Consider the following 24,255-nt stretch of genomic DNA (forward strand, 5'->3'; position numbering starts at 1 on the left):
TGCCACCGACGGTGGTGTGTGTCGTGTTGATGAGGGAGGACGCCATGACCGAGCCGCAGCAGCCGGAGCCGGGTTCTGAGAACAACGAACCAAACGAGGACGTGACCCAGTCCGTCGAGCAGCCGTCGTCCGGCACGCCGTCGCAGTCCCCTTCCGGCACCGATTCCGCACCGGCCGATGCGGCACCCGGTCAACCGTCGTCGCCGCAACAGCCGTCGCCGCAGGTTGGTCAGCCCGGTCAGCCTCAGCAGCCGGGGCCGTCGCCGTTCGCTCAGCCGGGCCAAGCGCAGCAGCCGGGGCAGCCGCCGTATACCCAGCCACAGTTCGGTCAGCCTCAGCAGCCGGGGCAGCCGCCGCAGCCCGGGCAACCTCAGTTCCCGGGTCAGCCGGGACCCCAGTTCGCTCAACCCGGTCAGCCGCCGTTCGGCCAGCAGCAACCCCAGTACCCGGTACCCCCGGGGGCTGGCGGGCCTCACACCGGTCAGTTCCAGCAGCCGGGCCAGTATCCGCAGCCGGGCCAGCCGCAGTTTGGCGGACCGGACTTCGCGGCGATGGGCACCACCGGGGGCAAGTCCAAGTCGCTCAAGCTGGCATTGATCGGCGCCGGCGGCATTCTGTTTCTCGGGGCGCTGCTCGCCTTCACCGCCTTCGTGGCACCGGGCTGGGCGCCCAAGACGCTGTCCCAGACCGGCGCTCAAGACGGCGTGAGGCAGATCCTCACCAACAGCTATCAGGTCAAGAACGTCAAGGACGTCAACTGCCCGAGCGGCCAGCGGGTCAAGCAGGGCGAATCCTTCGACTGCGACGTGACCGTCGACGGCAGCAAGCAGAAGGTGACGGTCACTTTCGTCGACAAGAAGGGCAAGTTCGAGGTCGGGCCTCCGCGCCAGTAGCGGCGACGATCGCGCACGGTGCCCACTCGGCGTGGGCGAGGTGCCCACTCGGCGTAGGTGAGGTGCCCATTCGGCGTAGGTGAGGTGCCCACTCGGCGAAAAGTGGGGTCAGCGATCGGCTACCACTTGAACGCCGTCGCGAGGCGGCCGACCGCTGACTCGATACCCAGCTCGGCGGCCAACCGCTCCAGGCCCGCCGGGTCACTCGGCGCCGTCGGCAGTCGGTCGTCCCCTTCTTCGACGAGTTCGGCATCGGTTTTGACGAAGACGACAGTGCGTGCGGCCTGCAGGTAGTCGGCCGATTCTTGCAGGGCAGTCCGTGCCCGCGGGGTCAGCGCCGATCCCTTCGTCGTCGCGGCCTTCTCGAGCGCGTCGAGGCTGCCGTATTCGACGAGTAGTTTGGCCGCGGTCTTCTCACCGATGCCGGGCACGCCGGGCAGCCCGTCCGAGGGGTCGCCGCGCAGCATCGACATCTCCGCGTAGTCGGTGCCCGCGCGATCGGGTTTGAGACCGTACTTGGCGGCGACTTCGGCAGGACCCATCAGCGCCGCCTTCGCGAGCCCCTGGCCGACGTAGAGCACCCGGACCGGTACCGGGTCGTCGGCCACGACCTGCAGTAGGTCACGGTCACCGCTCACCACCAGCACCGGGTCGACCGCCTCGGTGAAGGCCAGGGTTCCGATCACGTCGTCCGCTTCACAGCCGTGCGCGCCCGCGGTGGCGATTCCGGCACGGCGCAGCGCGGCCAGAATCATGTCGACCTGCGGCGTCAGCGTGTCGGGGACTTCTTCGACGTCGATGTCGGATTCCGACTCGGCCTCGACGGCGACGCGGTGGGCCTTGTACGACGGGATCAGCTCGGTGCGGAAATCGGGGCGCCAGTCGAAATCGAGGCAGACGACCAAGCGGCTGGGCTCGTGCTTGGCGACCAGCGCCGCGATGGTGTCGAGGAATCCGCGCACCGCGTTGACCGGCCGCCCGTCGGGGGAGGTGACCTTCTCCGGGATGGCGTAGAAGGAGCGGAACCACAGGCTTGCGCCGTCGAGCAGCATCAGTGGGGGCATGCGACACAGTGTGGCATGCGGCGACGGCCGGCGCGGTGAGCACACGGGTAGCGTGAAAAGAATGACGGTGGGCAAGTCGAGGATGTTCGCTTCGCTGTCGCACCGCAACTATCGGGTCTATTTCACCGGTGCTCTCATCTCCAACATCGGCACGTGGATTCAGCGCGTCGCCCAGGACTGGCTGGTGCTGGAACTGTCGCACGGCTCAGCCGTGGCCGTCGGTATCACGACCGCCCTGCAGTTCCTCCCGGCGCTGCTGCTGTCGCCGGCCGGCGGACTGCTGGCCGACCGGATGGACAAGCGCGTGCTGCTCGCCGTGACCCAGACCTGGATGGCGGTGTCGTCTCTGGTTCTGGGCGTACTGGCGGTCGCCGGGCTCGCGCAGACCTGGCACGTCTATCTCATCGCCCTCGTCTTCGGGATCGGCGCGGCAATCGACGTCCCCGCCAGACAGTCCTTCGTGACCGAGGTGGCCGGACGGGACAACCTGACCAACGCGATCGGGCTCAACAGCGCCTCGTTCAACGCCGCGCGGCTCATCGGTCCCGGTGTCGGTGGCCTGATCATCGCCGCGTTCGGGAGCGGCTGGGCGATCCTGACGAACGCCGTCAGCTACGGCGCCATGCTGGCCGCGCTGTTGCTGCTGAACTCGGCCGACCTGGAGCGGGCGAACCCGGTGGCCCGGGCCAAAGGTCAAGTCCGCGAGGGATTCCGCTACGTGGCGGCGCGCCCCGAACTCGTGATCGCCCTGGGCGTCGGGTTCGCCGTCGGCACCTTCGCGCTGAACTTCCAGCTCACCAACGCGGTGATGGTGAGCGCGGAGTTCGGACTCGGTGCGAAGTCCTACGGGTTCGCCGGGTCGGTAATGGGCATCGGCTCGCTGGCCGGGGCGCTGCTCGCCGCCCGCCGGCTGGCCGCACCCCCGCTGCGGTACGTGGTCGGTGCCGCACTCGTCTTCGCGGCACTCCTCGGTGTGCTCGGCCTGATGCCGTCGTATCCTGCCTACCTCGTGTTGCTGCCGGTCGTCGGGCTCGCCGGACTGCTGACGATGACGGCGACGAACATGTTCGTGCAGACGTGCAGCGCCCCGTCGCTGCGCGGCCGGGTGATGGCGCTCTACGCGATGGTGATGATGGGTGGAACCCCGGTGGGCGCACCGCTGATGGGCTGGCTCGCCGAGGTGTTCGGTCCGCGGGCGCCACTGTGGGGAGGCGCCGTGCTGCAGGTCGCGACGATCGGGGCGGTCGTCCTCGTCGTCCGCCTGCGTTCCGCGCGCCGCCTACGCGACCAGGTCGCGACCGGATCCGACGAGGTCCCGTCGCAGGTAGCACTCCCACCCGAGCAGCGAGGTCCTGGTGGTGTCGTCCAGGGCCCGGATCGCGCGTAGCGTGCGGCTGCGCTCGAACTCGGTGCGGTGCGCTTGCAGCGCCCGCCATTTCACATCCAGGAACGCGCGGACGTCGACGACTTCGTCGATCCGCTCGTCGGGACATCCGAACGCGAAGGCGGCGTCGCGGGCGCCCGAGTCGCCACGAGAAGCCATGACCTGTTCCCATGCGCGTTGAGCGCGCGACACGCTGACCGTGACCAGGTAGAGCGAGGACACCTGCCAGGCGGGACCCGCGCCGGGGTACAGGTGGGGTTCGGCCGCGGCTTCGGCGGCGGCCAGCACCATGCGGTGGGTGTGGATGTGGTCGGGGTGCCCGTAGATGCCGAACGCGTCGGTGGTGAGCACGATATCCGGCCGCAACGCCCGGATGTGGGCGGTCAGCGCCGCGACGGAGTCGTCGAACGGTACGGCGACCAACGGCGGCTCGGCCGACGAGTCCGCGACCCCGCCGTCGGCATAGCCCAGCATGATCGGTTCGCGAGGCAGGCCGAGGAGTCGTAGCGCATCGACGAGTTCGAGGTGCCTGGGTTGCCCCGCGGCCCAGGTGGTGGTCAGGACGTCGGCCTGCCCGCCCGCGGCGCAGTGCCGGGCGAGCGTGCCGCCGGTCCAGATCGTCTCGTCGTCCGGATGCGCTTGGACGCACAGGATGCGCGGCAACGTCATCGCGTCAGCCCGCAACGTTGGAGGTGCACTGCGACACGAGGACCTTGGGGCTGCCGCCGGCAAGATTGCCGCTGGCGGTGTTGATCGCGGTCTGTTTGGTCGCCCCCCAGGCCGACGCCCAGGCCTGGTTCGCCTGCGACTGGACCAGGGCGCCGCAGGCGTTTCGGAACCACAGCACGACCTGGCAACCGGATCCGCACTTGGTGCGGGCGAGGCTCTCGGCGGACGATCGGGTGGCACCGTTGATGGCCCAGCCGATCCGGCCGCTCGCCTGCGATATCGCGATGGCGCCGTAGAGGTTTCGCGTGCGGGTCGTCGTATACGGGTACCGGTAGGGCGTGGTCGTCGTCGTCCACGGGGTGCGCGTGGTGGTTCGCGTCTCCCACCGGGTGGTCGTCGCCGACGCGCGAGAGTGGTCGTTGCGGGCGTAGGCGAAGAAACCGACGACCGCGACGCCGAGGACGAGGAGCGCGGCCAGGACCACGCCGCCGACGACCAATGCGATCGTCGTGCCGTTGTTCGACGGTTTCGGCGGCCCGGGAGGCGGCGGGTAGCCCGGCCCGGGAGGCGGGTACTGAGGCGGTGGCGGCTGATAGGAGTAGCCGGGCGGTGGAGGAGGGTAGCCCCGGCCGGCGGGCCCATTCGGGTCATTCGGCGGGTAGGTCATGGGTCTCAGCATAGGCCGAGCGACCTCGCCGAGATCATTCGATGGACGCTAATACACTGTCGTCGTCACACCGTGATTTGTCCCGGCCGCCGGCCGGGCGGGAGAAAGGACGACTCGACATCATGGCTCAGGCGGAGACGAGGGAGTTCCAGGCCGAGACGCGCCAGCTGCTCGACCTGATGGTGCACTCGGTCTACTCCAACAAGGACAGCTTTTTGCGCGAGCTGATCTCGAACAGTTCCGACGCGCTCGACAAGCTGCGGCTGGAGTCGTTGCGCGACAAGGATCTCGACGTTGACACCGACGACTTGCGCATCGTCTTGGAGCCGCATTCCGACGGCGACGTGCGGAGCCTGGTCGTCGCCGACAACGGCATCGGCATGTCCCGCGACGAGGTCGTCGACCTGATCGGGACCCTCGCGCGGTCGGGAACCGGGGAACTGCGCCGGAAGCTGGCCGAGGCGAAGGACGCCGCCGCCTCCGACGCGCTGATCGGGCAGTTCGGCATCGGCTTCTACTCGACGTTCATGGTGGCCGACAAGGTCACGCTGGTCACTCGCAAGGCGGGGGAGACCACCGGTACGAAGTGGGAGTCCGGCGGCGACGGCACCTACACCCTGGAGACGGTCGACGACGCGTCGCAGGGCACGAGCGTGACCCTGGCGCTGAAGCCGGTCGACGCCGAGGACCATCTGCACGACTACGCGGACCCGGCGGAGCTGCGCGCGCTGGTGAAGCGCTACTCGGACTTCATCAGCTGGCCGATCAAGATGGAGGTCACGGTTCCCGCACCGCCCGCGGAGGAGGGCGGTGAGCCGGGCGAGTCGACGACGCAGTGGCAGACCCTCAATTCCGGCAAGGCCCTGTGGGCACGTCCCCGCGACGAGGTCTCGGATGAGGAGTACGCGGAGTTCTACCGCCACGTCAGCCACGCCTGGGACTCTCCGCTGGAGGTCGTTTCGGTGAAGGCCGAGGGCACCTTCGAGTACGAGGCGCTGCTGTTCCTGCCGAGCCAGGCGCCGTTCGATCTGTTCGCGCCCGTGCGCCACGGCGGCATCCACCTGTACGTCAAGCGCGTATTCATCATGGACGACGCCGACCTGCTGCCCGAGTACCTGCGCTTCGTCGCCGGTGTCGTCGACGCGGCCGATCTGTCGCTGAACGTCTCGCGCGAGATCCTGCAACAGGACCGCCAGATTCGCGCCATCCGCCGCCGGCTCACCAAGAAGGTGATCGCGACCGTGAACGATCTGCGTTCGTCGCGGCCCGACGACTACCGCGCGTTCTGGGGCAACTTCGGCCGCGTCTTCAAGGAGGGGCTGGTCAACGACCCCGACAACCAGGACGCGATCCTCAAGGCCAGCGTCTTCACCTCGACCGACGCGTCCGCCGACGGGACCGAGGGCCTGACGTCGCTCGCCGAATACGTGGGGCGGATGAAGGCCGGCCAGGACGCGATCTACTACATGACGGGCGAATCGCAGCAGCAGATCCGCAACTCGCCCCACATGGAGGCATTCGCGGCCAAGGGGATCGAGGTGCTCACCCTCGACGACCCGGTCGACGAGATGTGGGTGACCACAGTCGCCGAGTTCGACGGCCATCCGTTCGTCTCGATCGCCAAGGGCAGCGTCGATCTTGACGCCGCCGACGGCGAGGACGAGAAGGATGCGGAGAAGGAGCGCGAGAAGCAGAGCGAGGAGTTCGCCGATTTGCTCACCTGGCTCGGCGCGACGCTGGCCGACGACATCACCGAAGCGCGCATCTCGAGCCGGCTGACCGACTCGGCGGCCTGCCTGGTCGGCGAAGCGCACTCGATGTCGCCACAGCTGGAGAAGCTGTACCGCGCGTCGGGCCAGCCGGTGCCGCACGTCAAGCGGGCGCTGGAACTCAACCCGAAGCACCCGTTGGTGGCCGGTCTGCGCAAGGCGTTCGGCGACGAAGGCGCCCGGGACGGATTGAGGCCGACGGCGCAGCTGCTCTACGGCCTGGCGCTGCTCGCCGAAGGGGGCGAGCTGCCGGATCCGGCCGCGTTCGCCAAGACGCTCGCCGACCAGTTGGCCGCACAACTCGACGGCTGAGGTCGAGGGCCCGGCGTCGTCTCGAATCGAGCGGCGCCGGGAGGCGAGGCCGCGCCTCAGGCGCCGGCGAACGCGACGAGGCGGCCGACCGGGTGACCGCCGGGCAGATCGAGGAGCAGTGACGCCCCGTCCAGCGGGATGCCGTAGGGGTCGGCGGTGCTGATTCCGGGGTGGGCTTCGGCGACGAGTTCCCGGAAGCGCGACTGCAGCCGGGGGTTGGTGGTGATCACTTTGCCCATCCAGCTGACCCGCCACGCGTCGCCCGCCTGCCATCCGGCGCCGCGCAGCGCGGCACCGACGGAAGTGGCCAGTTCGGCGGCCGCCGCGTCGATGACGTTGCGGGCGACCTCGTCGCCGGCGTCGGCGGCCGATGCGACCACCTTGGCGAAGCCGGCAGTCCGCCGCACTCGCAGCGGATCGCCCTGCACGATCATGTAGATCTCCGCCAGCGGTCCGAACTCCGCTTCGGCCAGCCCGGTCAGCGACGTCGCCGGGCCGCGCCCGTCGAAGGCCCGCAACGCTGCTTCGACACCGGCGCGGCCGATCCAGTAGCCGCTGCCCGCGTCGCCGAACATGCCCCAGCCGTCGACCTTTGCGGTGTCGGCTCCGACACCGAGCGTCACGACACCGGTGCCCGCGGCCACGACGGCGCCCGGTTCGAGGCGGTTGGCGGCCAGGAACGACGTAACCGAGTCGTGGGCGAGGCCTACCCGGTTGACGCCGAGTACCGCGCAGGCGACGAGAAGCTCGTCGGGCCGCGTCGCCGCGGGCGTCAGGCCGGACACGCCGGCGGCGAGTTCGGCACCGGGCAGGCTCCGGCCGTTGAGGGCGTGCTCGGCGATCTCGGCGACCTGCGGCACCACCGGATGATCGGTGCGGACACCGGCGAGCTCGACGGTGGTGTCGGGCCCGCCGCTGCCCGGATCGGTGATGCGGACACGCGCACCGGTCTGGCCGCAGTCGATCGCGATGCGTGGACGGTTCGGTCGGTTCGGCGTCGTGTCGGACATCGGTGCGGATCCCTACTTGCCCTGGAACTTCGGCGGACGCTTCTCGAAGACCGCGGAGATGGCCTCGGTGAGATCCTCGCTGGGCAGGAAGGCGGCGTTCCAGGCTGCGACGTAGCGCAGGGAGTCCTCGACCTGGGCGCGGCGGCTGTGGTCGAGCACCGTCTTGGTTCCCTGCACGACCAGCGGGGGGAGGTCGGCGATCTCGCGCGCCGCGGCGCGGGCGCCGGCGAGCACGGCCTCGGCGTCGTCGAAGACCTCGTTGACCAAGCCGATGCGCTCGGCACGAGTGGCGTCGATGTCCTTGCCGGTGAAGGCGAGTTCGCGGAGATGACCGTCGCCGACGATCGAACCCAGCCGGGCGAGCGAACCCATGTCGGCGACGATCGCGACGCGCACCTCGCGTACCGAGAACTTCGCGTCGGCGCTGGCGTACCGCACGTCGGCCGCCGTGATCAGGTCGACGCCGCCACCGATGCACCAGCCGGCGACCGCCGCGATGACCGGCTTGCGGCAGTCGGCCACCGCGTTGATCCCGGCCTGCATGCGTTTGATCGTGTCGTGGAAGTCGGTGCGGGGGCCGGCCTTCGCGTCCTCAGCCAGGACCTTGCCGAAGTCGCCGGCCATCGCGGGGAGGTCGAGGCCGAACGAGAAGTGCTTGCCCGACCCGGTGAGGACGACCGCGCGCACTTCTTTGTCGGTGTCGAGTGCGCCGAAGAGGGGGACGAGTTCGCTCCAGAAGTCCGGCCCCATCGCGTTGCCCTTGCCCGGACCGATGAGGGTGACCTCCGCGATCCCGTCGGCGACGTCGACCTCGAACGCTTTCCATTCCTGCACATAGCTCATGGCTGACAACCTACCCGTGGCCGTGCCGGCGGATGTGCAGACGAGGCCCATCGCGATTCTCGGAGTCGGATCGACCGGCGGCGGTGTCACGGTTGTAACGTGTTCTAGAAGTGAACGGGCCGGGTGGCCGGGAGAGCGAGGCACGATGTCGGTGTTCGACGGGCATGAGGCCGACGGGAAGTCGGCGGAGGAGATCGAGGCGGACGCGGCGCTGTTCGGGCCGTTGGCGTCGTCGGTCCGGTCGTTGATCGACGCGACCGTGCTCACCGATTCCGAGCCGGCCGACATCGAACGGGCGCAGGCGCTGATCACCGAGGCGACCGCCTTGCTGAACCGTAGGCGGATGCCCGGTCCGTTCGGCGTGAAATGGAATGCCGACGGATCGCGCCGGTCGTGGGGCAACGCCGTGGTCGGATTGCGCAATCCCATCGCACCGCCGCTGAAGGTGCATCACCACGACGGTCTCGCGTGGGCGGAAGCGGAGATCGGCGCGCCCTACGAGGGACCGCCCGGGCTCGTGCACGGCGGGGTGGTCGCGCTGTTGCTCGATCAGGTTCTGGGTGCGGCCGCCGACCACGCGGGTGTTCCCGGTATGACCGGGACGCTGACGATCCGGTATCGCAAGGGCACTCGCCTCGGACCGCTGCGCGTCGAGGGGCGCGTCGACCGCGTGGAGGGCGTCAAGACCTTCGCCGTCGGGCAGGTGCTCACCGGCGACGGGATGTGCGCCGAGGCGGAGGGGGTGTTCGTGCTGCCGAAAGAGGTGCGCGAACTCGCCGAGAAGCTGGGGCAGCAGCGGTGAGCGGCTGGACGGCCCACCAGGCGGCGGTCACGCTCGCCGCGCCGGATCACGGGGCCGCGGTGGCGGCGTACTCGCGTCTGTTCGGACCGGGTTCGGCCATGGCGCCCGCGGAACATCAATGGCAGGTCGGTTCGACGCGGCTGGTGGTCCGGGCTTCCGCGGTCGACGGCGAGGATCGCCCGCGGATCCTGATCCCGGTGCGAGACCTCGTCGACCCGGCGACCCCCGATGTCTACACGACCGTCGTCACCCTGCTGGAGCGCCGATCATGCGTGCTGCGCCCGGACGCGCAGATCGGCGACGCCCGTACCGGCGTGGTCGAAGGGCTGCCGGTAGGGGTCGTCGACGCGGCAGCGCTGCCACGGCTGCCATCGGGGGACGCGACGGAGATCGGCGCGCTCGACCACGTCGTGGTGAACAGCCCGTCCCGCGATGCCGCACTGGCCTTGTTCGGAGCCGTACTGGGCTTCGACTTCCGGCTGGAGCAGCGGATGTCGCTACCGAACCTGGGCGACGTGCACCAGCTCTTCCTGCGCGGCGCCGGCACCATCGTCGAGGTGCTGGTGAACGAGGCGGGCGATCCGGCGATCTCGCTGTGGGGCCTGGCGTGGACCAGTGCCGACATCGACGCGTCGCACGCCCGTCTCGCCGGCGCCGGCACCGATCTCAGCCCGATCCGCAACGGCCACAAGCGCGGCACGCGCGTCTTCACCGTCCGCGACGATGCGCTGATCCTCCCGACCATCGTCATCGGACACGACGAGACCTGATGGCTCGCGGTTGATCTCGATGCACCCGAGTCGCTGCGCTCCTCGGGCACTCGATCACCCAAGGGAGGTTGCCCTGGGTGGTCGAGTGCCGGCGAGCCGCAAGGCGAGCCGGCGTATCGAGACCGACGATTGCCTGCGGAGCTGACCGGGGTGATCTCGATACACCCGAGTCGCTTCGCTCCTCGGGCACCGGTGGGTTGAGTGGCCGCGACGGAGGAGCGGTCGTATCGAAACCTCGATCACCCATATGGTGGTCGAGTGCTGGCGAGCCGCAAGGCGAGCCGGCGTATCGAGACCCGGTGGGTTGAGTGGCCGCGACGGAGGAGCGGTCGTATCGAAACCTCGATCACCCAAATGGTGGTCGAGTGGCCGCGACGGAGGAGCGGCTGTATCGAGACCCGGTGGGTCGAGTGCCGGCGTATCGAGACCTCGCGAGCCGGTGTCGCCAGCCGCGGTTCAGGTGAGGTCCCGCACGACCTCGGCGACTCGCCGCACCTGATCGATGTCACTGCTGGTGGGGATCAGATGGACCTCGTCGGTGCCGATGGCGGCGAAGCTGCGCAACACCTCGGCGAGCTCGTCCTCGTTGCCCGACCATCCGGTGGTCTGCGCCATCGCGTCGACGTACTCGGCGGGAATCCAGTTCATATAGCGGAGCAGGTGCGTGCGCACCTGCTCGCGGGCCTGTTCGGCCGGGCCCAGCGCGAACCAGAACGACGTCGCCAGGTGCGGGCCCGGCTTGCTGAGCTGTGCCCAGGACGACCGGGCGACGTCGAAGAGTTCGTTCTGCTTGGCGGCGTCGAGGTCGAGCGTCGTGCCGGCCAGTCCGTCGGCCCAGCCGGCGGCGTTGCGCACGGTCTTGGGGCCCATGGTGCCCACCAGCAACCGGGGACCGCCGCATTGTGCCGGGGGCGGTCCGACGGGCAGCACGGCGTCGCCGACCTTCTCGCCGGCCCAGACCCGGCGCATGATCTCGACGCGTTCGGCCATACCGCGGATGGTCTGGGTCGTCGGATCCGCCCCGACGGCACGGTAGTCCTCATGCCGGCCACCGACACCGAACCCGACCGTCAGCCGTCCTTCGGCGAGCAGGTCGCCGGTCGCCAACGCCTTGGCGCACATCACCGGATCGTGCAGCTGCGGCACGACCACCGTCGTGACCAACCGCACGCGGTCGGTCCACGCGGACGCGGCGCCCAGCAGGGTCAGACTGTCGGGGTTGTCGAAGGCGATGCGCTCACCCCAGCACAGCGAGGAGAACGGGCCTTCGTCGACAGTCTTCGCCCAGGTTCGAAGCGTCGCGGCATCCAGCTCCGGTTCCATCACCGGCAATGTCATTCCCACCTGCATCTCTGTGATTCTGGCACGGACGGCGGTGGGGGTTAACCCCCACCGGGTTGTCCGGATAACGCCGTGTCTCCCGCCGGGCCCGGCGCCTAGGTTTGAGCTATGGCTGTTGCAACCGACGTACTTCCCGCACCGCAGCGCGAGCGCACCAACAGGTGGCAGATCGGCGTGGTGCCCACCGCATCGATGCTGACCACCGCCGCGATCGCCACGGTGTGGTTCTGGATTCCGCTGGGCATCTTGATCATCGCCGTGTCGTCGATACCGTCGGTGGTCGGTTTCCTGCTCGCCGGCATCGTGTTCATCTACCTGATGCGCGGCGTCGAGTGGGTGGAGCGACTCCGCAGCGAAGCGGTGTTCGGCATGGGCATCGGTGTTCCGCCGCGCCGGATGTCGCAATACTCCGGGTTCCAGGGGTGGGCGCACCAACTGTGGCTGGACGTCAGCAGCGCCCGGTTCTGGAAGGGGGTCGCCCACCACTACCTGCGGATGACCTACGACATGGTGGTCGCCGGCATCGCGCTCGCCTTACTGGCCTTCGCGTTCCTCGGTCCGGCCGCCGCCACGGCCATCCAGCGCAGCGACGCCGATGCGGGACTGAGTTTCATCCCGCCGCCGCTGGCATGGCTGGTCGCGATCGTGTCGGTCGCCGCCGCGGTGGCACTCCTGGTCTACGCGCCGGCGCTCGACGCGACGATCGACCGCTGGCTGCTGTCTCCGTCGCCGACGGCGGCGCTGCAACACCAGGTCCATGCTTTGGCCGACGCCCGGCAGGGGGCGGTGTCTTCCGCCCAGACCGAGCGGCACCGGATCGAGCGCGACCTGCACGATAGCGTGCAGCCACGGCTGGTGTCGCTGGCGATGACGATCGGGCTGGCGCAGACCAAGCTGGACTCCGATCCGGCTGCCGCCAAGGCGCTGATCGACGAGGCGCACGACGATGCCAAGAGCGCACTGGTCGAGCTACGCAACGTGGTACGCGGGATAGCGCCGACCATCTTGGCCGACCGCGGGCTGGACGCGGCGTTGTCGTCGGTCGCCCAACGCGCCGAGACCTCGGGCGTGCCAACGGTGTTGAACGTCGATCTGCCTCGCCGACTGCCCGACGAGATCGAATCGGTGGCCTACTTCGTGGTCGCCGAGGCACTGACCAACGTGGCCAAACATGCCGAGGCGACTCAGGCGGTGGTCACCGTCCGGCTCGACGAGGGCGCCGACCTGCTGCACGTCTCGGTGTTCGACGACGGCAAGGGCGGCGCGGCGATCGACACCGGTGAGAACGCGACCGGGTTGCGGGGTCTCGCCGAACGGGTGCGCGCCGCCGGCGGGTCGTTCGACGTGACCAGTCCGGTCACCGGTTCCACCATCGTCACGGCGGTGCTGCCATGCGCATCGTGATCGCCGAAGACTCCGCGCTGTTGCGGGCCGGCATCGAACGGATCCTGGCCGACGCCGGACACGAGGTCGTCGCCGGGGTGCCCGACGCCACCAATCTGCTGCGCCTGGTCAACGACCAGCGACCCGACCTGGCCATCGTCGACGTCCGGATGCCGCCGACCTTCACCGACGAGGGCATCCGGGCAGCGGCGCTGCTGCGCAGCCAGAACCCGGAGTCCCCGGTGTTGATTCTCTCCCACTACGTCGAGGAGCGCTACGCGACGGACCTCATCGCCTCGGACACCAAGGGTTTCGGCTATCTGCTGAAAGACCGGGTTGCCGATGTCCCGGCGTTCCTCGACGCCGTCGAGGTCGTCGGCGGAGGTGGAACCGTGCTCGACCCAGAGGTGGTGTCACAGATATTGGTTCGTTCCCACCGCCGTAGCGCGCTGGACCAGCTGACCCCGCGCGAACAGGACGTCCTGCAGTTGATGGCCGAGGGGAAGACCAACTCGGCGATCGCGACCACGCTGCACATCTCGGTCGGCTCGGCCGAGAAGCACATCGCCTCGATCTTCGCCAAGCTCGACCTGGCTCCCGACGAGAACGAGAACCGTCGAGTGCTGGCGGTCCTGCGCTACCTCGAAACCTAATCCGAAGTCTGCTACCCGGAAGGACCTCCACCGTGACTGCCTTAACCGCGCCCCCAGCGGCCGATCCGCCACCGCATCTGACCTCGGGCGGGCGCAACGCGTTTCGTGCGCTGCTGGTCATCGCCGCCGCGCTGTTGCTTGTTCTCGGCCTCACCGGACTCGGTGTCGCCGCCTGGGGGGTGAGCCACGTTCGCGTGGTCGCCGACCATCAGGCGCTGCCTGCCACCATGCGCACGCTCGTCGTCGACACCGGCGAGGTGCCGGTGGCGATCCGGATCGACGCGGAGCGCGAGACCCGGGAGGCCACCGCCGATCTGCGACTGGTCAACACCAGTGAGAGCGGCGCGCACCGGCTCGTCGTGGACACCGAAGGCACGGAAACGCGAGTCAGCATCGCGGGCAACCCGTCACCGGCGCTCAAGTGGGCGCGCGGCGGCGAGATCACTGTCTCGGTGCCGCCCGAACAGGCGCGACGGCTGACGGTGCGCACCGAACAACAGCTGGGCGCGGTGATCGCCACGGCCGATCTCGATCAGCTCGTGGCCCGCGCGCGTGACGGTGCGATCGTCCTGCGCGGCGCCGCGCGCAGCATCGAGGCGCACACGGTCAACGGCGAGATCATCGCCCGCGAACCCATCGCGGTGGCCGAACGATTCAGCGCCACGACGTCGTCCGGTGACATCACCGTGGACTTCCGCGATACGGCGCCGCGCACGGTCGAAGCCGTCAGCCGCAGCGGCAACGTGATGATCGGCTTGCCCGAGCGAGGGCCGTACCTGGTCAAGGCGCAGTCCGGCGTGTCGGCGAAGGTTCGGGTGCCCGAGACGAATGACCGGGAGGCCGCGGTCAGCGAGGTCACCGCTCGATCGGGCACCGGGGAGGTCGTCGTCGACGACATCTCCCTGGGTCGCCGGTAGCCGTCGGAGGGCTGCTGATCCGGCCCGCGTCGGCCCAGGAATTCGCGAGCCGCCGGGGAGGTTGTGCAGACCATGACTGAACCTGCCGCAACGGCTTCCTTCGATCCGGCCATCGTCGCGGGCCCCGAGATCGAACTCGGCCTGGACACCTTCGGCGACATGACCGTCGACGAGGACGGGCGGCGCCGCACCGCTGCCGAGGTTCTGCGCGACGTCGTCGACGAGGCGGTCCTCGCCGACGAGGTCGGGGTCGACTTCATCGGTCTGGGGGAGCACCACCGCGACGACTTCGCGATCAGCGCTCCCGACATCGTCCTGGCGGCGATCGCCGGAAAGACCAGTCGGATACACCTGGGCACCGCGGTCACGGTCCTCAGCTCCGACGACCCGATTCGGGTGTACGAGCGCTTCGCCACCCTCGACGCCGTTTCCAACGGTCGCGCGGAGGTGATCCTCGGACGCGGATCGTTCACCGAGTCCTTCCCGCTGTTCGGCTTCGACCTCGACGACTACGAGATGTTGTTCGACGAGAAACTCGACCTGTTCGCCAAGCTGCGCGACGAGCAACCGGTGACGTGGTCGGGGAGGCATCGTCCGGCGTTGGTCGGCCAGGACGTGTTCCCCAAGACCGAATCGGGCCGGCTCACCGCCTGGATCGGCGTCGGCGGCAGCCCCGAATCGGTGGTGCGGTCGGTGAAGTATCAGATCCCGATGATGCTGGCGATCATCGGCGGTTCGCCCGGGCGTTTCGGCCAATACGTCGACCTGTACCGCCGCGCCCAGGTGCATCTCGCGCCCGAGACCGGCCAAACCGAGCGGATGCCGCTCGGCGCCCATTCTCCGGGTCACATCGCCGATACCGACGAGCAGGCCGTCGACGAGTATTGGCCGCACTACCGTGCCATGAACGACCGAATCGGACGCGAGCGCGGCTGGCCGCCGGCGACGAAGGACAAGCTGATCGCCGAGGTGCGCGGCGGTTCGCAGTACGTCGGCTCGCCGGAGACCGTGGCGCGCCGCATCGCCGACACCGCGACGACCCTTGGGCTCAGCCGCTTCGACCTGAAGTACGCCACCGGGCCGATGCCGCACGGCAAGCTGATGCGCAGCGTCGAGCTGTACGGAACCCGGGTGATTCCGCGGGTTCGCGAACTGCTCGGCGAAGCGGCCGTCAGCCCTTGAATCGGCGCAGTCGCAGGCTGTTCCCGACGACGAAGATGCTGGAGAAGGCCATCGCCGCGCCCGCGAGCATCGGGTTCAGCAGACTGAGTGCGGCCAGCGGGATGGCCGCGACGTTGTAGGCGAACGCCCAGAACAAGTTCGTCTTGATGGTGCCCAGCGTCGCCCGCGACAGCTTGATCGCCTTCGGGGCACCGCGCAGATCGTCGTTGACCAGGGTGATGTCGGACGCTTCGATCGCGACGTCGGTTCCCGCGCCCATCGCCAGGCCGAGGTCGGCCTGGGCCAGCGCCGCGGCATCGTTGACGCCATCGCCGACCATCGCGACGACCTTGCCCTGCCGCTGCAGGTCGGCGATGGCCGTGACCTTGTCGGCCGGCATCACTTCGGCGACGACCTCGCCGATGCCCACCGAGTCGGCGACGGTGCGGGCCACCGCGGTGTTGTCGCCGGTGAGCAGGATGGGGGTGAGGCCCAGCCCCTTCATCTCGGCGACCGCCTGGGCGCTGGTCGGCTTGACCGAATCGGCGACGACGAGCAGGCCGCCCGGCTTGCCGTCGATGCCGACGGCCACGACGGTGTGACCGCGCTGCTGGGCAGCGGTGAACGCCTCGGTCAGCGACTCCGGCAGGGCGATCGACCAGTCGGCCAACAGCGCAGGCCGACCGACGACGACGGCCTTCCCGTCGACTACGCCCTGAACGCCGCTGCCGGCGAGATTGGCGAATTCGTCGGGGGAGGGCAAGTCGCCCACCTCGTCGCGCGCCCCTTTGGCGATGGCGGCCGCGATCGGGTGCTCGGAAGCGTTCTCGACCGAGCCGGCGATCCGCAGCAGCTCGTCGTGGGTCACGCCATCGGCCGCCACGACATCGACCAGCGTCATCTCACCGGTGGTGACGGTGCCGGTCTTGTCCATGACGATGGTGTCGACCCGCCTGGTCGATTCCAGAATCTCCGGGCCCTTGATGAGGATGCCCATCTGCGCCCCGCGGCCGGTGCCGACGAGCAGCGCGGTCGGTGTGGCCAGTCCCAGCGCGCACGGGCACGCGATGATGAGAACCGCGACCGCGGCGGTGAAGGCGGTCGTCGCGCCGGCCCCGGCGCCCAGCCAGACGCCGAGGGTGGCGACGGCGATCGCGATCACGATCGGAACGAAGACTCCAGCGATCCGGTCGGCCAGGCGTGCGACCGGGGCTTTGCCCGACTGGGCGGCCGTCACCAGCCGTGCCATTCCCGCCAGGGTGGTCGCGTCGCCCACGCGCGTGGCGCGCACGATCAGTCGGCCGCCCGCGTTCACGGTCGCGCCGGTCACCGTCGACTCGGGTTCCACCTCGACCGGGACGGATTCGCCGGTCAGCATCGACTCGTCGACCGCCGACGCGCCGCTGACGACGACGCCGTCGGTGGCGATCTTCTCGCCGGGGCGCACCACGAACTCGTCGCCGACGCGCAGTTCCTCGATCGGCACGCGGTGCTCGGCCCCGTCGCGGAGCACCGCAACATCCTTGGCGCCCAGGTCGAGCAATGCCCGCAATGCCGCGCCGGCCTCCCGCTTGGAACGCTTCTCGAAGTACCGACCGGCCAGCACGAACATGATGACGCCGGCGGCGACTTCGAGGTAGATGTGCGACGCGCCGTCGCCGCGGGCGATCGACAATGAGAACGGATGCCGCAGGCCGGGTTCGCCGGCCGTCCCGAGGAACAGGGCGTACAGCGACCAGACGAACGCCGAGATCGTCCCGACGGACACGAGGGTGTCCATGGTCGCCGCGCCGTGGCGCAGGTTGATCCACGCCGCGCGGTGGAACGGCCAGCCGGCCCAGACCACGACGGGCGCCGCCAGGGTCAGGCTCGCCCACTGCCAGTAGGTGAACTGCCACGACGGGACCATGGCCAGCGCGATCACCGGCACGGACAGGACGACGGCGCCGATGAGACGATTGCGCAGGCCGCGCAGCTCGTCGTCGGCGGCCTGGGCCGCGGGGTCGACCGTTTCGCCGTCGACCTCGCGCGGAGGTTCGGGCAGCCGCGCGGTGTACCCGGTGCGCTCGACTTCGGCGATGAGTTCGGTCGGATCCAGCGACGACGGCGCGCTCACATGGGCGGTCTCCGTCGCGTAGTTGACCTCGGCGGTGACGCCGTCGAGCTTGTTGAGCTTGCGCTCGATGCGATTGGCGCACGATGCGCAGGTCATCCCGCCGATCGCCAGGTCGACCGTGGTGGTCTCGGTGTCGGGCGCGGTCATCGCGTCGACTCCTTTCGGATCAGTTCTCGGTGTCGACGACGAAGGTCGCGGTTCGCACGACTCCGTCCACCTGGAAATCGAAGTACAGCAGGTAGCGCCCGGTCGACGGCGCCTGGGCACTGAAGGAGACTGTGCCCGCATCGCCGTGCGCCGATCCGCCGTGGCCCGCGTGACCGTCGCCGTGATCGTCATGCCCCGTTGAGCCCGCGTCGTGCTCGCCGTCCAGCGGATGCACGTGGGTGTAGGCGAGATCCCCGCTTCGCAGCGCGACGAGGTGCCCGCGGGCGCCCAGATACGGCTGGAGGGCGACGGGGTGCTCGCCGCCGTGGGTCACGCGGATGGTCAACGTCTGGGCCGCGTTCGCCTTCAGGGTGCCCTCGAGCGTGGCGGTGAACCCGTCTACGGTGCTCGTCCGGCCCGGCTGGGCCGCGACGGGTGCGAAGTCGCCGCCGACTTCGAGGTCGCTGGACAGCACGACGGGGTCGTCGCCGTCGCGGTCGCCGGGGACGAAATCGGCGAACACGCGGTAGGTGCCGGCCGCGGGGGCCCGCCACGGCGTGGTCCACGCTCCGGCCGCGTCGCGCTGCGGATGCACGTGGGCGAAGTGCTGACCGTCGCTGCGCACCACGATCAGGTGGAGCTCTTTCTCGTGGGCCGGGGTGAACTCGGTGAGCGCTTTGCCGTCGGCGTCGTTGATCGTGAACCGGAGCGGGCCTTGTTCGCCGGCCCGACCGGGCCCGCTCAAGCCGGCGAGCGCGTAGCCGTCGGCGGTGCGACTCGTCCCGGCCACCGCGCCGTGGTCGTCGTCATGTCCGTCATGCGCGCCGTCGCGAGCGTCCTGTTCGCCGGCGGAGTGGCCGTGGTCGCCGCGGTCGGCGGACTGCCCGCTTTGGTCGGGGACGACGTAGCGACCGACGAGTAGCGCGGCCGCGAAGACCGCGACCAGACCGGCGGCGAACAGGCTGAGGCGTACGGGGGCTTTCATCGTGTCCAACTCTCGCGTTCAGGCGGGCGTGGCTGAGTAGCCGGCCTCGGTGACGGCGGCGAGCACGGTGGCGTCGTCGACGGCGCCGTCCGCGGTGACCTTCAACTCGCCGGTCTTCGCGCTGACGTCGACGGCGGTCACGCCGGGGATCTCGCTGACCTCCTCGCGCACGGACATCTCGCAGTGGCCGCAGGTCATTCCGGTGACTCGGTACTCGGCGACGCTCATGATGACTCCCTCGGTAATCGACTATCCCGTCCCGGACGGGCTGAATGACACCGAGGCTATACCCCTGGGGGGTATAGATCAAGGCTGCTTTGGCGTGTCCTGCGCCACCGTCGCGAAACGACCGTGCCCGGACCCGACGAGCGGGTCCGGGCACGGTGTGCGAAACGGCGCGAGTCAGTCGCGGATTTCGAGAACGTCGTACGCGTTGTCGGCGTACTCGGCGCGAATGCGCTTCTTGTCGAACTTGCCGACCGACGTCTTGGGCACCTCGGAGACGAAGGCCCAGCGTTCGGGCAGCTGCCACCGGGGAACGAGGTCGGCCAGGTGGGCGCGCAGCTTGGCGGGATCGGCGTTGGCCTCCTCGGCCACGACCGCCAGCACGAACGGCCGCTCATCCCATTTCTCGTCGGGCACCGCGACGACGGCGGCCTCGGTGACCACCGGATTGGACATGATCGTGTTCTCCAGCTCGACCGAGGAGATCCACTCGCCGCCGGTCTTGATCAGGTCCTTGGTGCGGTCGACGATCGTCATGTAGCCGTCCGGGCTGATCGACGCCACGTCACCGGTGCGCAACCAGCCGTCGTGGAACTTGTCCGGATCGACCGCCGGGCCGTCCGGCGAGTAGTAGGCGCCCGTGATCCACGGGCCGCGGACCTCCAGCTCGCCCGCCGACTCACCGTCCCAGGCGACCTCGTTGCCGTCGTCGTCGATCAGTCGTGCCTCGACGGAGGCGGGGAAGCGGCCCTGGGTCACGCGGTAGGCGAAGGCCTTCTCGTCGTCGTCGACACCGAACGGCGCTCGCGACACCGAGCCGAGCGGAGACGTCTCGGTCATGCCCCACGCGTGAGTGATCGGCGCGCCGAACTCGTCGAACTGCTTGATCATCGACGGCGGCACCGCGGCGCCGCCCACCACGACCTCGCGCAGGTGGCTGATGTCCTGTGGCGAGACGGCGAGCTGCGCGGCGACGCCCTGCCAGATCGTCGGCACAGCCGCGGCGAACGTCGGCTTGGCCGCGGCCATGATCGCGAGCAGCGGCTCGGGCTGCAGGAAGCGGTCGGGCATGACCAGCGTGAGACCGGCCATCATCGCGGCGTAGGGCAGGCCCCAGGACATCACGTGGAACATCGGGACGATCGCGAGCACGGAGTCGCTGTTGCCCAGGCCCATGCCGGAGGTGGAGCAGACCTGCATGGAGTGCAGCCAGATGCTGCGGTGGCTGTAGACGACGCCCTTCGGGTCGCCGGTGGTGCCCGAGGTGTAACACATCACCGCCGGGTCCTTCTCGTCGAGCTCCGGCCATTCGTAGGTGGTCGGCTCGTCGGCGACCAGCTCGTCGAAGGAGTGCACGGTGATCCCGTCGGGCGCCTCGAAAGCGCTCGCCGGGCCGTTGGCGACGATCACGTGCTGCACGTTCGGCGTGGCCTTCACGTACTGGGCCAGCATCGGTGCGATCGAGGCATCGACGATGATGACCTTGTCGTCGGCATGCTTGATGATGTAGACGGCCTGCTCCGGCGAAAGGCGCAGGTTGAGGGTGTGCAGGACGGCACCCATCGCGGGCACGGCGCCGTAGACCACCTGGTGCTCGTTGTTGTTCCACATGAAGGTGGCGACCCGGTCTCCGCGCCCGACGCCGAGCTTGGCCAGCGCGTGTGCCAGCTGGGCGCTGCGGTCACCGAGTTCGGGGAACGACATCGACCGCAGTTCCGAGCCGGTCCACGTCGTCACCCCGGTCTCCGGGTAGGTCCGCCGGCTGTACTCCACCAATCGGGCGATGGTCAACTCACCGGTCTGCATGGTCGATGCGATCACAGAAAATGCCTCCTAGTCGTGGTGTGACCCAACTTACAACGCCGTGGCGGTGCTGCGGATGGCAACCCTGTAGTGCGCCCGAGCTGGCACGCCGTCAGAGTTTCGAGGCCGCCTTCTCGTCGAGAAACCACACGGTGCTGACCCGCCCGTGCGCCCCGGCGCACGGCCAATCAGCAGCGTCAGCGCCGTGTACGCCGGCAGCCACCGCGTCGGCCTTGTCGGCCCCCGCGACGAGGAACCACACGTGCCGCGAAGAGTTGACCGCGGGCAGGGTCAGGGTGATCCGCCGCGGCGGCGGCTTCGGCGAATCCGTCACCGCCACCACCGATGCGGACCGCTCGGCGACGGCCGGTGTGTGCGGGAACAGCGAGTTGATATGACCCTCGCCGCCCATACCGAGGAGATGGACGTCGAAGACGGCGCCGTCCTCGCGGGGTTCGAGCGCGTCGACGATCGCACCGTAGGCCGCGGCCGCCGCCTCGATGTCGTCGCCGTATTCGCCGTCGCTGGCCGCCATCTCGAAGATCCGCGCGCCGGCCGCATCCGGATCGTCGAGCAACGCCGAGCGCGCCTGTCCGACATTGCGGTCGGGATCGTCGGCGGGCACGAAGCGATCGTCGCCGAAGTACAGGTGCAGGGCGGGGAAGTCGATCTCGTCGGTGCGCCCGGACAGCAGTTCCAGGAGTGCGATGCCGTTGCTGCCACCGGTGAGCACGACCCGGGCGATGCCGCGCTCGCGCTGGGCGTCGGCGATGACCGCGATGAGACGGTCGGCGGCCGCTTCGACGAGTTCCGCCGACGACGGGTGAATGTCGGTGCGGGGCGTTGATGGCATGGTCGTCACCTCGTGGTGTGCAGGAGTCGTTTGGTGCCGTGCAGCGCACGGGCGTAGGTCTCGTCCGGATCGAGGCGCCGGAGTTCCTCGGCCAGGCATTCGCCTGTCGTGCGTTCGCGCCACGGCGTCCGTGCATCGGGTCGTCCCGGGTCGCGCACCAGGGTGTCGCGGCCGTCGGCCGTCAGCGAGAGCAGGCCGTCGGCGCAATCGATCTCGACCCCCAGATCTCCGGTGAGGCGCTCGGTGGGGACCCGGAGGCATTCGGCGAGCCACCCGGCCAGCAGGTCGAGCCCCACCGACGGGCCGGGGCCGCTGACGCGGACCTGGGCGGGCTTGCGGGCTGGCACCCGGTCGAAGGCGGCGGCGAGCAGGGCCCGCCACGGCGTGATCTGCGCCCACGCGATGTCGGTGTCGCCGGGGGAGTAGCTGCGCAGCCGCTGGGCGAGGATGCCCTGCGCGTCGAAGCGGTTCGTGCCGTCGAGGATCCGTCGCCCGGCGAGCGCCCCCAACCGGTCCTTCGCCGGGTTCTTCGGCGCCGTACCCGGCCACCAGGTGACCACCGGGGTGTCGGGGAGCAGGAACGGTGTGACCACCGCGTGCGCGTGTGCGCCCAGCTGACCGAACAGGCGCAGGACCACGACCTCGGACGCACCGGCATCGCCGCCGACGCGGATCTCCGCGTCCAGACGGGCCGCCTTGCCCCGGTCGGCCGCGGAGGCCACGATCACGCGGCACGGGTGCTCGCGGCTGGCTTCGTTGGCGGCCGCGATGGCCGCCTCGGTGTCGTCTCCCGGCTCGGTCTTTACGATCAGCGTCAGCACCCGGCCGAGGGCCAGCTCGCCGCCGCTGTCGCGCATGCGCACCAGTTGCTTGGAGACCTCGGTCGTCGACGTGTCCGACAGCGTCTTGATCATGGCGTCACGTTCCTAGTGGTCGACTCTCTCACGGCCGTCTCCAGCTCCGGCCGGTGCGCGACAGCATCTCGTCGGCGCTGGCGGGACCCCAGGTTCCCGATTCGTAGGTCTCCGGCCGGCCCTTCTTCGCCCACGCCCGCAGCACCGGGTCGAGGATCTCCCAGGAGAGTTCCACCTCGTCGTTGACCGGGAACAGCGACGGCTCGCCGAGCAGGACGTCGAGGATGAGCCGCTCGTAGGCCTCTGGCGAGGATTCGGTGAACGCCTCGCCGTAGCTGAAGTCCATGTTCACGTCGCGCACCTCCATCGAGGAGCCGGGAACCTTCGAACCGAACCGCAAGGTCACCCCCTCGTCCGGCTGCACGCGGATCACCAGGGCGTTCTGCCCGAGTTCCGCGGTCATCGTCGAGTCGAACGGCAGATGCGGCGCGCGTTTGAACACCAGCGCGATCTCGGTGACGCGGCGGCCCAGCCGCTTGCCCGTGCGCAGGTAGAACGGCACGCCCGCCCAGCGCCGGGTATCGACTTCGAGTGCGATGGCGGCATACGTCTCGGTGGTCGAGTCCTTCGCGAAGCCCTCCTCGTCGAGGAGCCCGCACACCGACTCGTTGCCCTGCCAGCCGGGACCGTACTGTCCGCGGGCGGAGTTCTCCTCCAACGGCAGGATGTTGCGCGTCGCGGAGAGCACCTTGATCTTCTCCGCCTGCAGTTCCGCTGGCGCGAACGACACCGGTTCCTCCATGGCGACCAGCGCCAGCAACTGCAGCAGATGATTCTGGATCACGTCGCGGGCGGCGCCGATGCCGTCGTAGTAGCCGGCTCGCCCGCCCAGCCCGATGTCCTCGGCCATGGTGATCTGGACGTGATCGATGTAGTGGGCGCTCCACACGGGGTCGAACAGCTGGTTGGCGAAGCGCAGCGCCAGGATGTTCTGGACCGTCTCCTTGCCGAGATAGTGGTCGATGCGGAAGACCGACTGCTCGGGGAAGACGCTGTTGACCACCGCGTTGAGCTTGCGGGCGCTGGCGAGGTCGTGGCCGAAGGGCTTCTCGATGACCACGCGCCGCCACCGGCCGTCGCGCGGCTGGGCGAGTTCGGAGCGCTTGAGCTGATCGCAGACGACCGGGAAGGAGTCCGGCGGGATCGACAGGTAGAAGGCGTGGTTCCCGTCGGTGCCGCGCTCCTCGTCGAGGGCGGTGAGCGTCGCCGACAAGCGGTCGAAGGCGTCGTCGTCGTCGAATGTTCCCTGGACGAAGCGGAAGCCCTTGGCGAGTTCGTGCCACACGTCCTCGCGGAACGGCGTCCGGGAGTGCGCGCGAACCGCGTCGTGCACGACCTGGGCGAAATCCTCGTCGGCCCATTCGCGCCGCGCGAACCCGACGAGGGCGAACCCGGTGGGCAGCAGGCCCCGATTGGCGAGGTCGTAGATGGCCGGCATCAGCTTGCGCCGCGCCAGGTCGCCGGTGACGCCGAAGATCACCATGCTGCACGGTCCGGCGATCCGGGGCAGCCGCTTGTCGCGCTCGTCGCGCAGCGGATTGTGGTGGCGGCGGGCGGCGCGCGACGATGCCACC

The 24,255-nt window shown here is 69.5% G+C and carries 22 protein-coding genes; 9 read left to right on the forward strand and 13 right to left on the reverse strand.

The features are described 5' to 3' along the window. Positions 1-44 precede the first annotated feature (44 nt). On the forward strand, positions 45-893 hold the full coding sequence (locus tag GOARA_RS20735; RefSeq protein WP_007321464.1) for a DUF4333 domain-containing protein: 849 nt from the start codon (positions 45-47) through the stop codon (positions 891-893). Positions 894-1,012: 119 nt separating this feature from the next. On the opposite strand, the gene GOARA_RS06145 is transcribed toward GOARA_RS20735, so the two are convergent. Next, entirely contained in the window at positions 1,013-1,945 is a 933-nt protein-coding gene (locus GOARA_RS06145) for a 5'-3' exonuclease (RefSeq protein WP_007321465.1), read from the reverse strand. A 73-nt stretch (positions 1,946-2,018) separates the two neighbouring features. On the opposite strand from GOARA_RS06145, the gene GOARA_RS06150 reads away from it, so the two are divergent. Continuing rightward, complete coding sequence (locus tag GOARA_RS06150; protein WP_245548367.1) at positions 2,019-3,344, forward strand: MFS transporter; 1,326 nt, start codon at positions 2,019-2,021, stop codon at positions 3,342-3,344. On the opposite strand, the gene GOARA_RS06155 is transcribed toward GOARA_RS06150, so the two are convergent. Further along, a complete protein-coding gene (locus tag GOARA_RS06155) occupies positions 3,237-4,010 on the reverse strand; it encodes a PIG-L family deacetylase (RefSeq protein ID WP_007321467.1) in 774 nt (257 codons plus the stop codon). The genes GOARA_RS06150 and GOARA_RS06155 overlap by 108 nt on opposite strands. A gap of 4 nt (positions 4,011-4,014) precedes the next feature. After that, a complete protein-coding gene (locus tag GOARA_RS06160; protein ID WP_007321468.1) occupies positions 4,015-4,677 on the reverse strand; it encodes a DUF4189 domain-containing protein in 663 nt (220 codons plus the stop codon). Positions 4,678-4,799: 122 nt separating this feature from the next. Here GOARA_RS06160 and htpG point away from each other — a divergent pair, with 122 nt between their 5' ends. Beyond that, complete coding sequence (gene htpG, locus GOARA_RS06165) at positions 4,800-6,758, forward strand: molecular chaperone HtpG (RefSeq protein WP_007321469.1); 1,959 nt, start codon at positions 4,800-4,802, stop codon at positions 6,756-6,758. 56 nt (positions 6,759-6,814) lie between these two features. Here htpG and GOARA_RS06170 read toward each other — a convergent pair whose 3' ends face one another. Together GOARA_RS06170 and GOARA_RS06175 are read right to left on the reverse strand one after the other, a co-directional pair. Next, positions 6,815-7,768, reverse strand: coding sequence for an N-acetylglucosamine kinase (locus tag GOARA_RS06170; protein ID WP_007321470.1), 954 nt, complete (start codon positions 7,766-7,768; stop codon positions 6,815-6,817). Between the two features lie 12 nt (positions 7,769-7,780). Further along, on the reverse strand, positions 7,781-8,611 hold the full coding sequence (locus tag GOARA_RS06175) for a crotonase/enoyl-CoA hydratase family protein (protein WP_007321471.1): 831 nt from the start codon (positions 8,609-8,611) through the stop codon (positions 7,781-7,783). Between the two features lie 145 nt (positions 8,612-8,756). On the opposite strand from GOARA_RS06175, the gene GOARA_RS06180 reads away from it, so the two are divergent. Together GOARA_RS06180 and GOARA_RS06185 are read left to right on the forward strand one after the other, a co-directional pair. Continuing rightward, the gene (locus tag GOARA_RS06180; RefSeq protein WP_007321472.1) at positions 8,757-9,413 is read left to right on the forward strand and encodes a PaaI family thioesterase; all 657 of its coding nucleotides are present in this window, start codon (positions 8,757-8,759) and stop codon (positions 9,411-9,413) included. Beyond that, positions 9,410-10,183, forward strand: coding sequence for a VOC family protein (locus tag GOARA_RS06185; RefSeq protein ID WP_007321473.1), 774 nt, complete (start codon positions 9,410-9,412; stop codon positions 10,181-10,183). Before GOARA_RS06180 ends, GOARA_RS06185 begins: the two co-directional genes overlap by 4 nt. 456 nt (positions 10,184-10,639) lie before the next feature. Here the strand turns inward: GOARA_RS06185 and GOARA_RS06190 are convergent, their stop codons facing one another. Further along, positions 10,640-11,533 (reverse strand): LLM class flavin-dependent oxidoreductase, encoded by an 894-nt coding sequence (locus tag GOARA_RS06190; protein WP_170265542.1) that lies wholly within the window; start codon positions 11,531-11,533, stop codon positions 10,640-10,642. A 99-nt stretch (positions 11,534-11,632) separates the two neighbouring features. On the opposite strand from GOARA_RS06190, the gene GOARA_RS06195 reads away from it, so the two are divergent. From GOARA_RS06195 to GOARA_RS06210, 4 genes are all read left to right on the forward strand, one after another. Then, positions 11,633-12,928: a sensor histidine kinase gene (locus GOARA_RS06195; protein WP_007321475.1), complete on the forward strand. Its 1,296-nt coding sequence runs from the start codon at positions 11,633-11,635 to the stop codon at positions 12,926-12,928. Continuing rightward, on the forward strand, positions 12,916-13,560 hold the full coding sequence (locus GOARA_RS06200; RefSeq protein ID WP_007321476.1) for a response regulator transcription factor: 645 nt from the start codon (positions 12,916-12,918) through the stop codon (positions 13,558-13,560). The genes GOARA_RS06195 and GOARA_RS06200 overlap by 13 nt, the downstream gene beginning before the upstream one ends. Before the next feature lie 32 nt (positions 13,561-13,592). Continuing rightward, positions 13,593-14,477: a DUF4097 family beta strand repeat-containing protein gene (locus GOARA_RS06205; protein WP_007321477.1), complete on the forward strand. Its 885-nt coding sequence runs from the start codon at positions 13,593-13,595 to the stop codon at positions 14,475-14,477. 72 nt (positions 14,478-14,549) lie between these two features. Continuing rightward, positions 14,550-15,659, forward strand: a complete 1,110-nt coding sequence (locus GOARA_RS06210; protein WP_007321478.1) for an LLM class flavin-dependent oxidoreductase — start codon at positions 14,550-14,552, stop codon at positions 15,657-15,659. Here GOARA_RS06210 and GOARA_RS06215 read toward each other — a convergent pair. The 7 genes from GOARA_RS06215 to zwf all read right to left on the reverse strand — a co-directional run bounded on the left by GOARA_RS06215 (position 15,649) and on the right by zwf (position 24,254). Then, on the reverse strand, positions 15,649-17,901 hold the full coding sequence (locus tag GOARA_RS06215; RefSeq protein ID WP_007321479.1) for a heavy metal translocating P-type ATPase: 2,253 nt from the start codon (positions 17,899-17,901) through the stop codon (positions 15,649-15,651). The two genes, GOARA_RS06210 and GOARA_RS06215, sit on opposite strands and share 11 nt — an antisense overlap. A 19-nt stretch (positions 17,902-17,920) precedes the next feature. Further along, positions 17,921-18,886, reverse strand: coding sequence for a DUF8832 domain-containing protein (locus GOARA_RS06220; protein ID WP_007321480.1), 966 nt, complete (start codon positions 18,884-18,886; stop codon positions 17,921-17,923). An 18-nt stretch (positions 18,887-18,904) separates the two neighbouring features. Continuing rightward, the gene (locus GOARA_RS06225; protein ID WP_007321481.1) at positions 18,905-19,114 is read right to left on the reverse strand and encodes a heavy-metal-associated domain-containing protein; all 210 of its coding nucleotides are present in this window, start codon (positions 19,112-19,114) and stop codon (positions 18,905-18,907) included. Between the two features lie 174 nt (positions 19,115-19,288). Beyond that, on the reverse strand, positions 19,289-20,932 hold the full coding sequence (locus tag GOARA_RS06230) for a long-chain fatty acid--CoA ligase (protein WP_007321482.1): 1,644 nt from the start codon (positions 20,930-20,932) through the stop codon (positions 19,289-19,291). A 94-nt stretch (positions 20,933-21,026) separates the two neighbouring features. Then, positions 21,027-21,767: a 6-phosphogluconolactonase gene (gene pgl / locus GOARA_RS06235; RefSeq protein WP_007321483.1), complete on the reverse strand. Its 741-nt coding sequence runs from the start codon at positions 21,765-21,767 to the stop codon at positions 21,027-21,029. A 5-nt stretch (positions 21,768-21,772) separates the two neighbouring features. Further along, a complete protein-coding gene (locus GOARA_RS06240) occupies positions 21,773-22,681 on the reverse strand; it encodes a glucose-6-phosphate dehydrogenase assembly protein OpcA (protein ID WP_007321484.1) in 909 nt (302 codons plus the stop codon). A gap of 28 nt (positions 22,682-22,709) precedes the next feature. Then, a complete protein-coding gene (gene zwf, locus GOARA_RS06245; RefSeq protein WP_007321485.1) occupies positions 22,710-24,254 on the reverse strand; it encodes a glucose-6-phosphate dehydrogenase in 1,545 nt (514 codons plus the stop codon). Position 24,255: the final 1 nt, after the last annotated feature.

Origin of the sequence: Gordonia araii NBRC 100433 (assembly GCF_000241265.1) — a bacterium.
GTDB lineage: Bacteria > Actinomycetota > Actinomycetes > Mycobacteriales > Mycobacteriaceae > Gordonia > Gordonia araii.

Bases quoted from the DNA above. Each gene is read 5' to 3' on its own strand.
- GOARA_RS06175 (WP_007321471.1), bottom strand. From the start codon at position 8,611: ATGAGCTATGTGCAGGAATGGAAAGCGTTCGAGGTCGACGTCGCCGAC.
- GOARA_RS06215 (WP_007321479.1), bottom strand. From the start codon at position 17,901: ATGACCGCGCCCGACACCGAGACCACCACGGTCGACCTGGCGATCGGC.
- GOARA_RS06200 (WP_007321476.1), top strand. From the start codon at position 12,916: ATGCGCATCGTGATCGCCGAAGACTCCGCGCTGTTGCGGGCCGGCATC.
- GOARA_RS06160 (WP_007321468.1), bottom strand. From the start codon at position 4,677: ATGACCTACCCGCCGAATGACCCGAATGGGCCCGCCGGCCGGGGCTAC.
- GOARA_RS06220 (WP_007321480.1), bottom strand. From the start codon at position 18,886: ATGAAAGCCCCCGTACGCCTCAGCCTGTTCGCCGCCGGTCTGGTCGCG.
- GOARA_RS06145 (WP_007321465.1), bottom strand. From the start codon at position 1,945: ATGCTGCTCGACGGCGCAAGCCTGTGGTTCCGCTCCTTCTACGCCATC.
- GOARA_RS06225 (WP_007321481.1), bottom strand. From the start codon at position 19,114: ATGAGCGTCGCCGAGTACCGAGTCACCGGAATGACCTGCGGCCACTGC.
- GOARA_RS06150 (WP_245548367.1), top strand. From the start codon at position 2,019: ATGACGGTGGGCAAGTCGAGGATGTTCGCTTCGCTGTCGCACCGCAAC.
- htpG (WP_007321469.1), top strand. From the start codon at position 4,800: ATGGCTCAGGCGGAGACGAGGGAGTTCCAGGCCGAGACGCGCCAGCTG.
- pgl (WP_007321483.1), bottom strand. From the start codon at position 21,767: ATGCCATCAACGCCCCGCACCGACATTCACCCGTCGTCGGCGGAACTC.
- GOARA_RS06195 (WP_007321475.1), top strand. From the start codon at position 11,633: ATGGCTGTTGCAACCGACGTACTTCCCGCACCGCAGCGCGAGCGCACC.
- GOARA_RS06190 (WP_170265542.1), bottom strand. From the start codon at position 11,533: ATGCAGGTGGGAATGACATTGCCGGTGATGGAACCGGAGCTGGATGCC.
- GOARA_RS06180 (WP_007321472.1), top strand. From the start codon at position 8,757: ATGTCGGTGTTCGACGGGCATGAGGCCGACGGGAAGTCGGCGGAGGAG.
- GOARA_RS06170 (WP_007321470.1), bottom strand. From the start codon at position 7,768: ATGTCCGACACGACGCCGAACCGACCGAACCGTCCACGCATCGCGATC.
- GOARA_RS06240 (WP_007321484.1), bottom strand. From the start codon at position 22,681: ATGATCAAGACGCTGTCGGACACGTCGACGACCGAGGTCTCCAAGCAA.
- GOARA_RS20735 (WP_007321464.1), top strand. From the start codon at position 45: ATGACCGAGCCGCAGCAGCCGGAGCCGGGTTCTGAGAACAACGAACCA.
- GOARA_RS06155 (WP_007321467.1), bottom strand. From the start codon at position 4,010: ATGACGTTGCCGCGCATCCTGTGCGTCCAAGCGCATCCGGACGACGAG.
- GOARA_RS06210 (WP_007321478.1), top strand. From the start codon at position 14,550: ATGACTGAACCTGCCGCAACGGCTTCCTTCGATCCGGCCATCGTCGCG.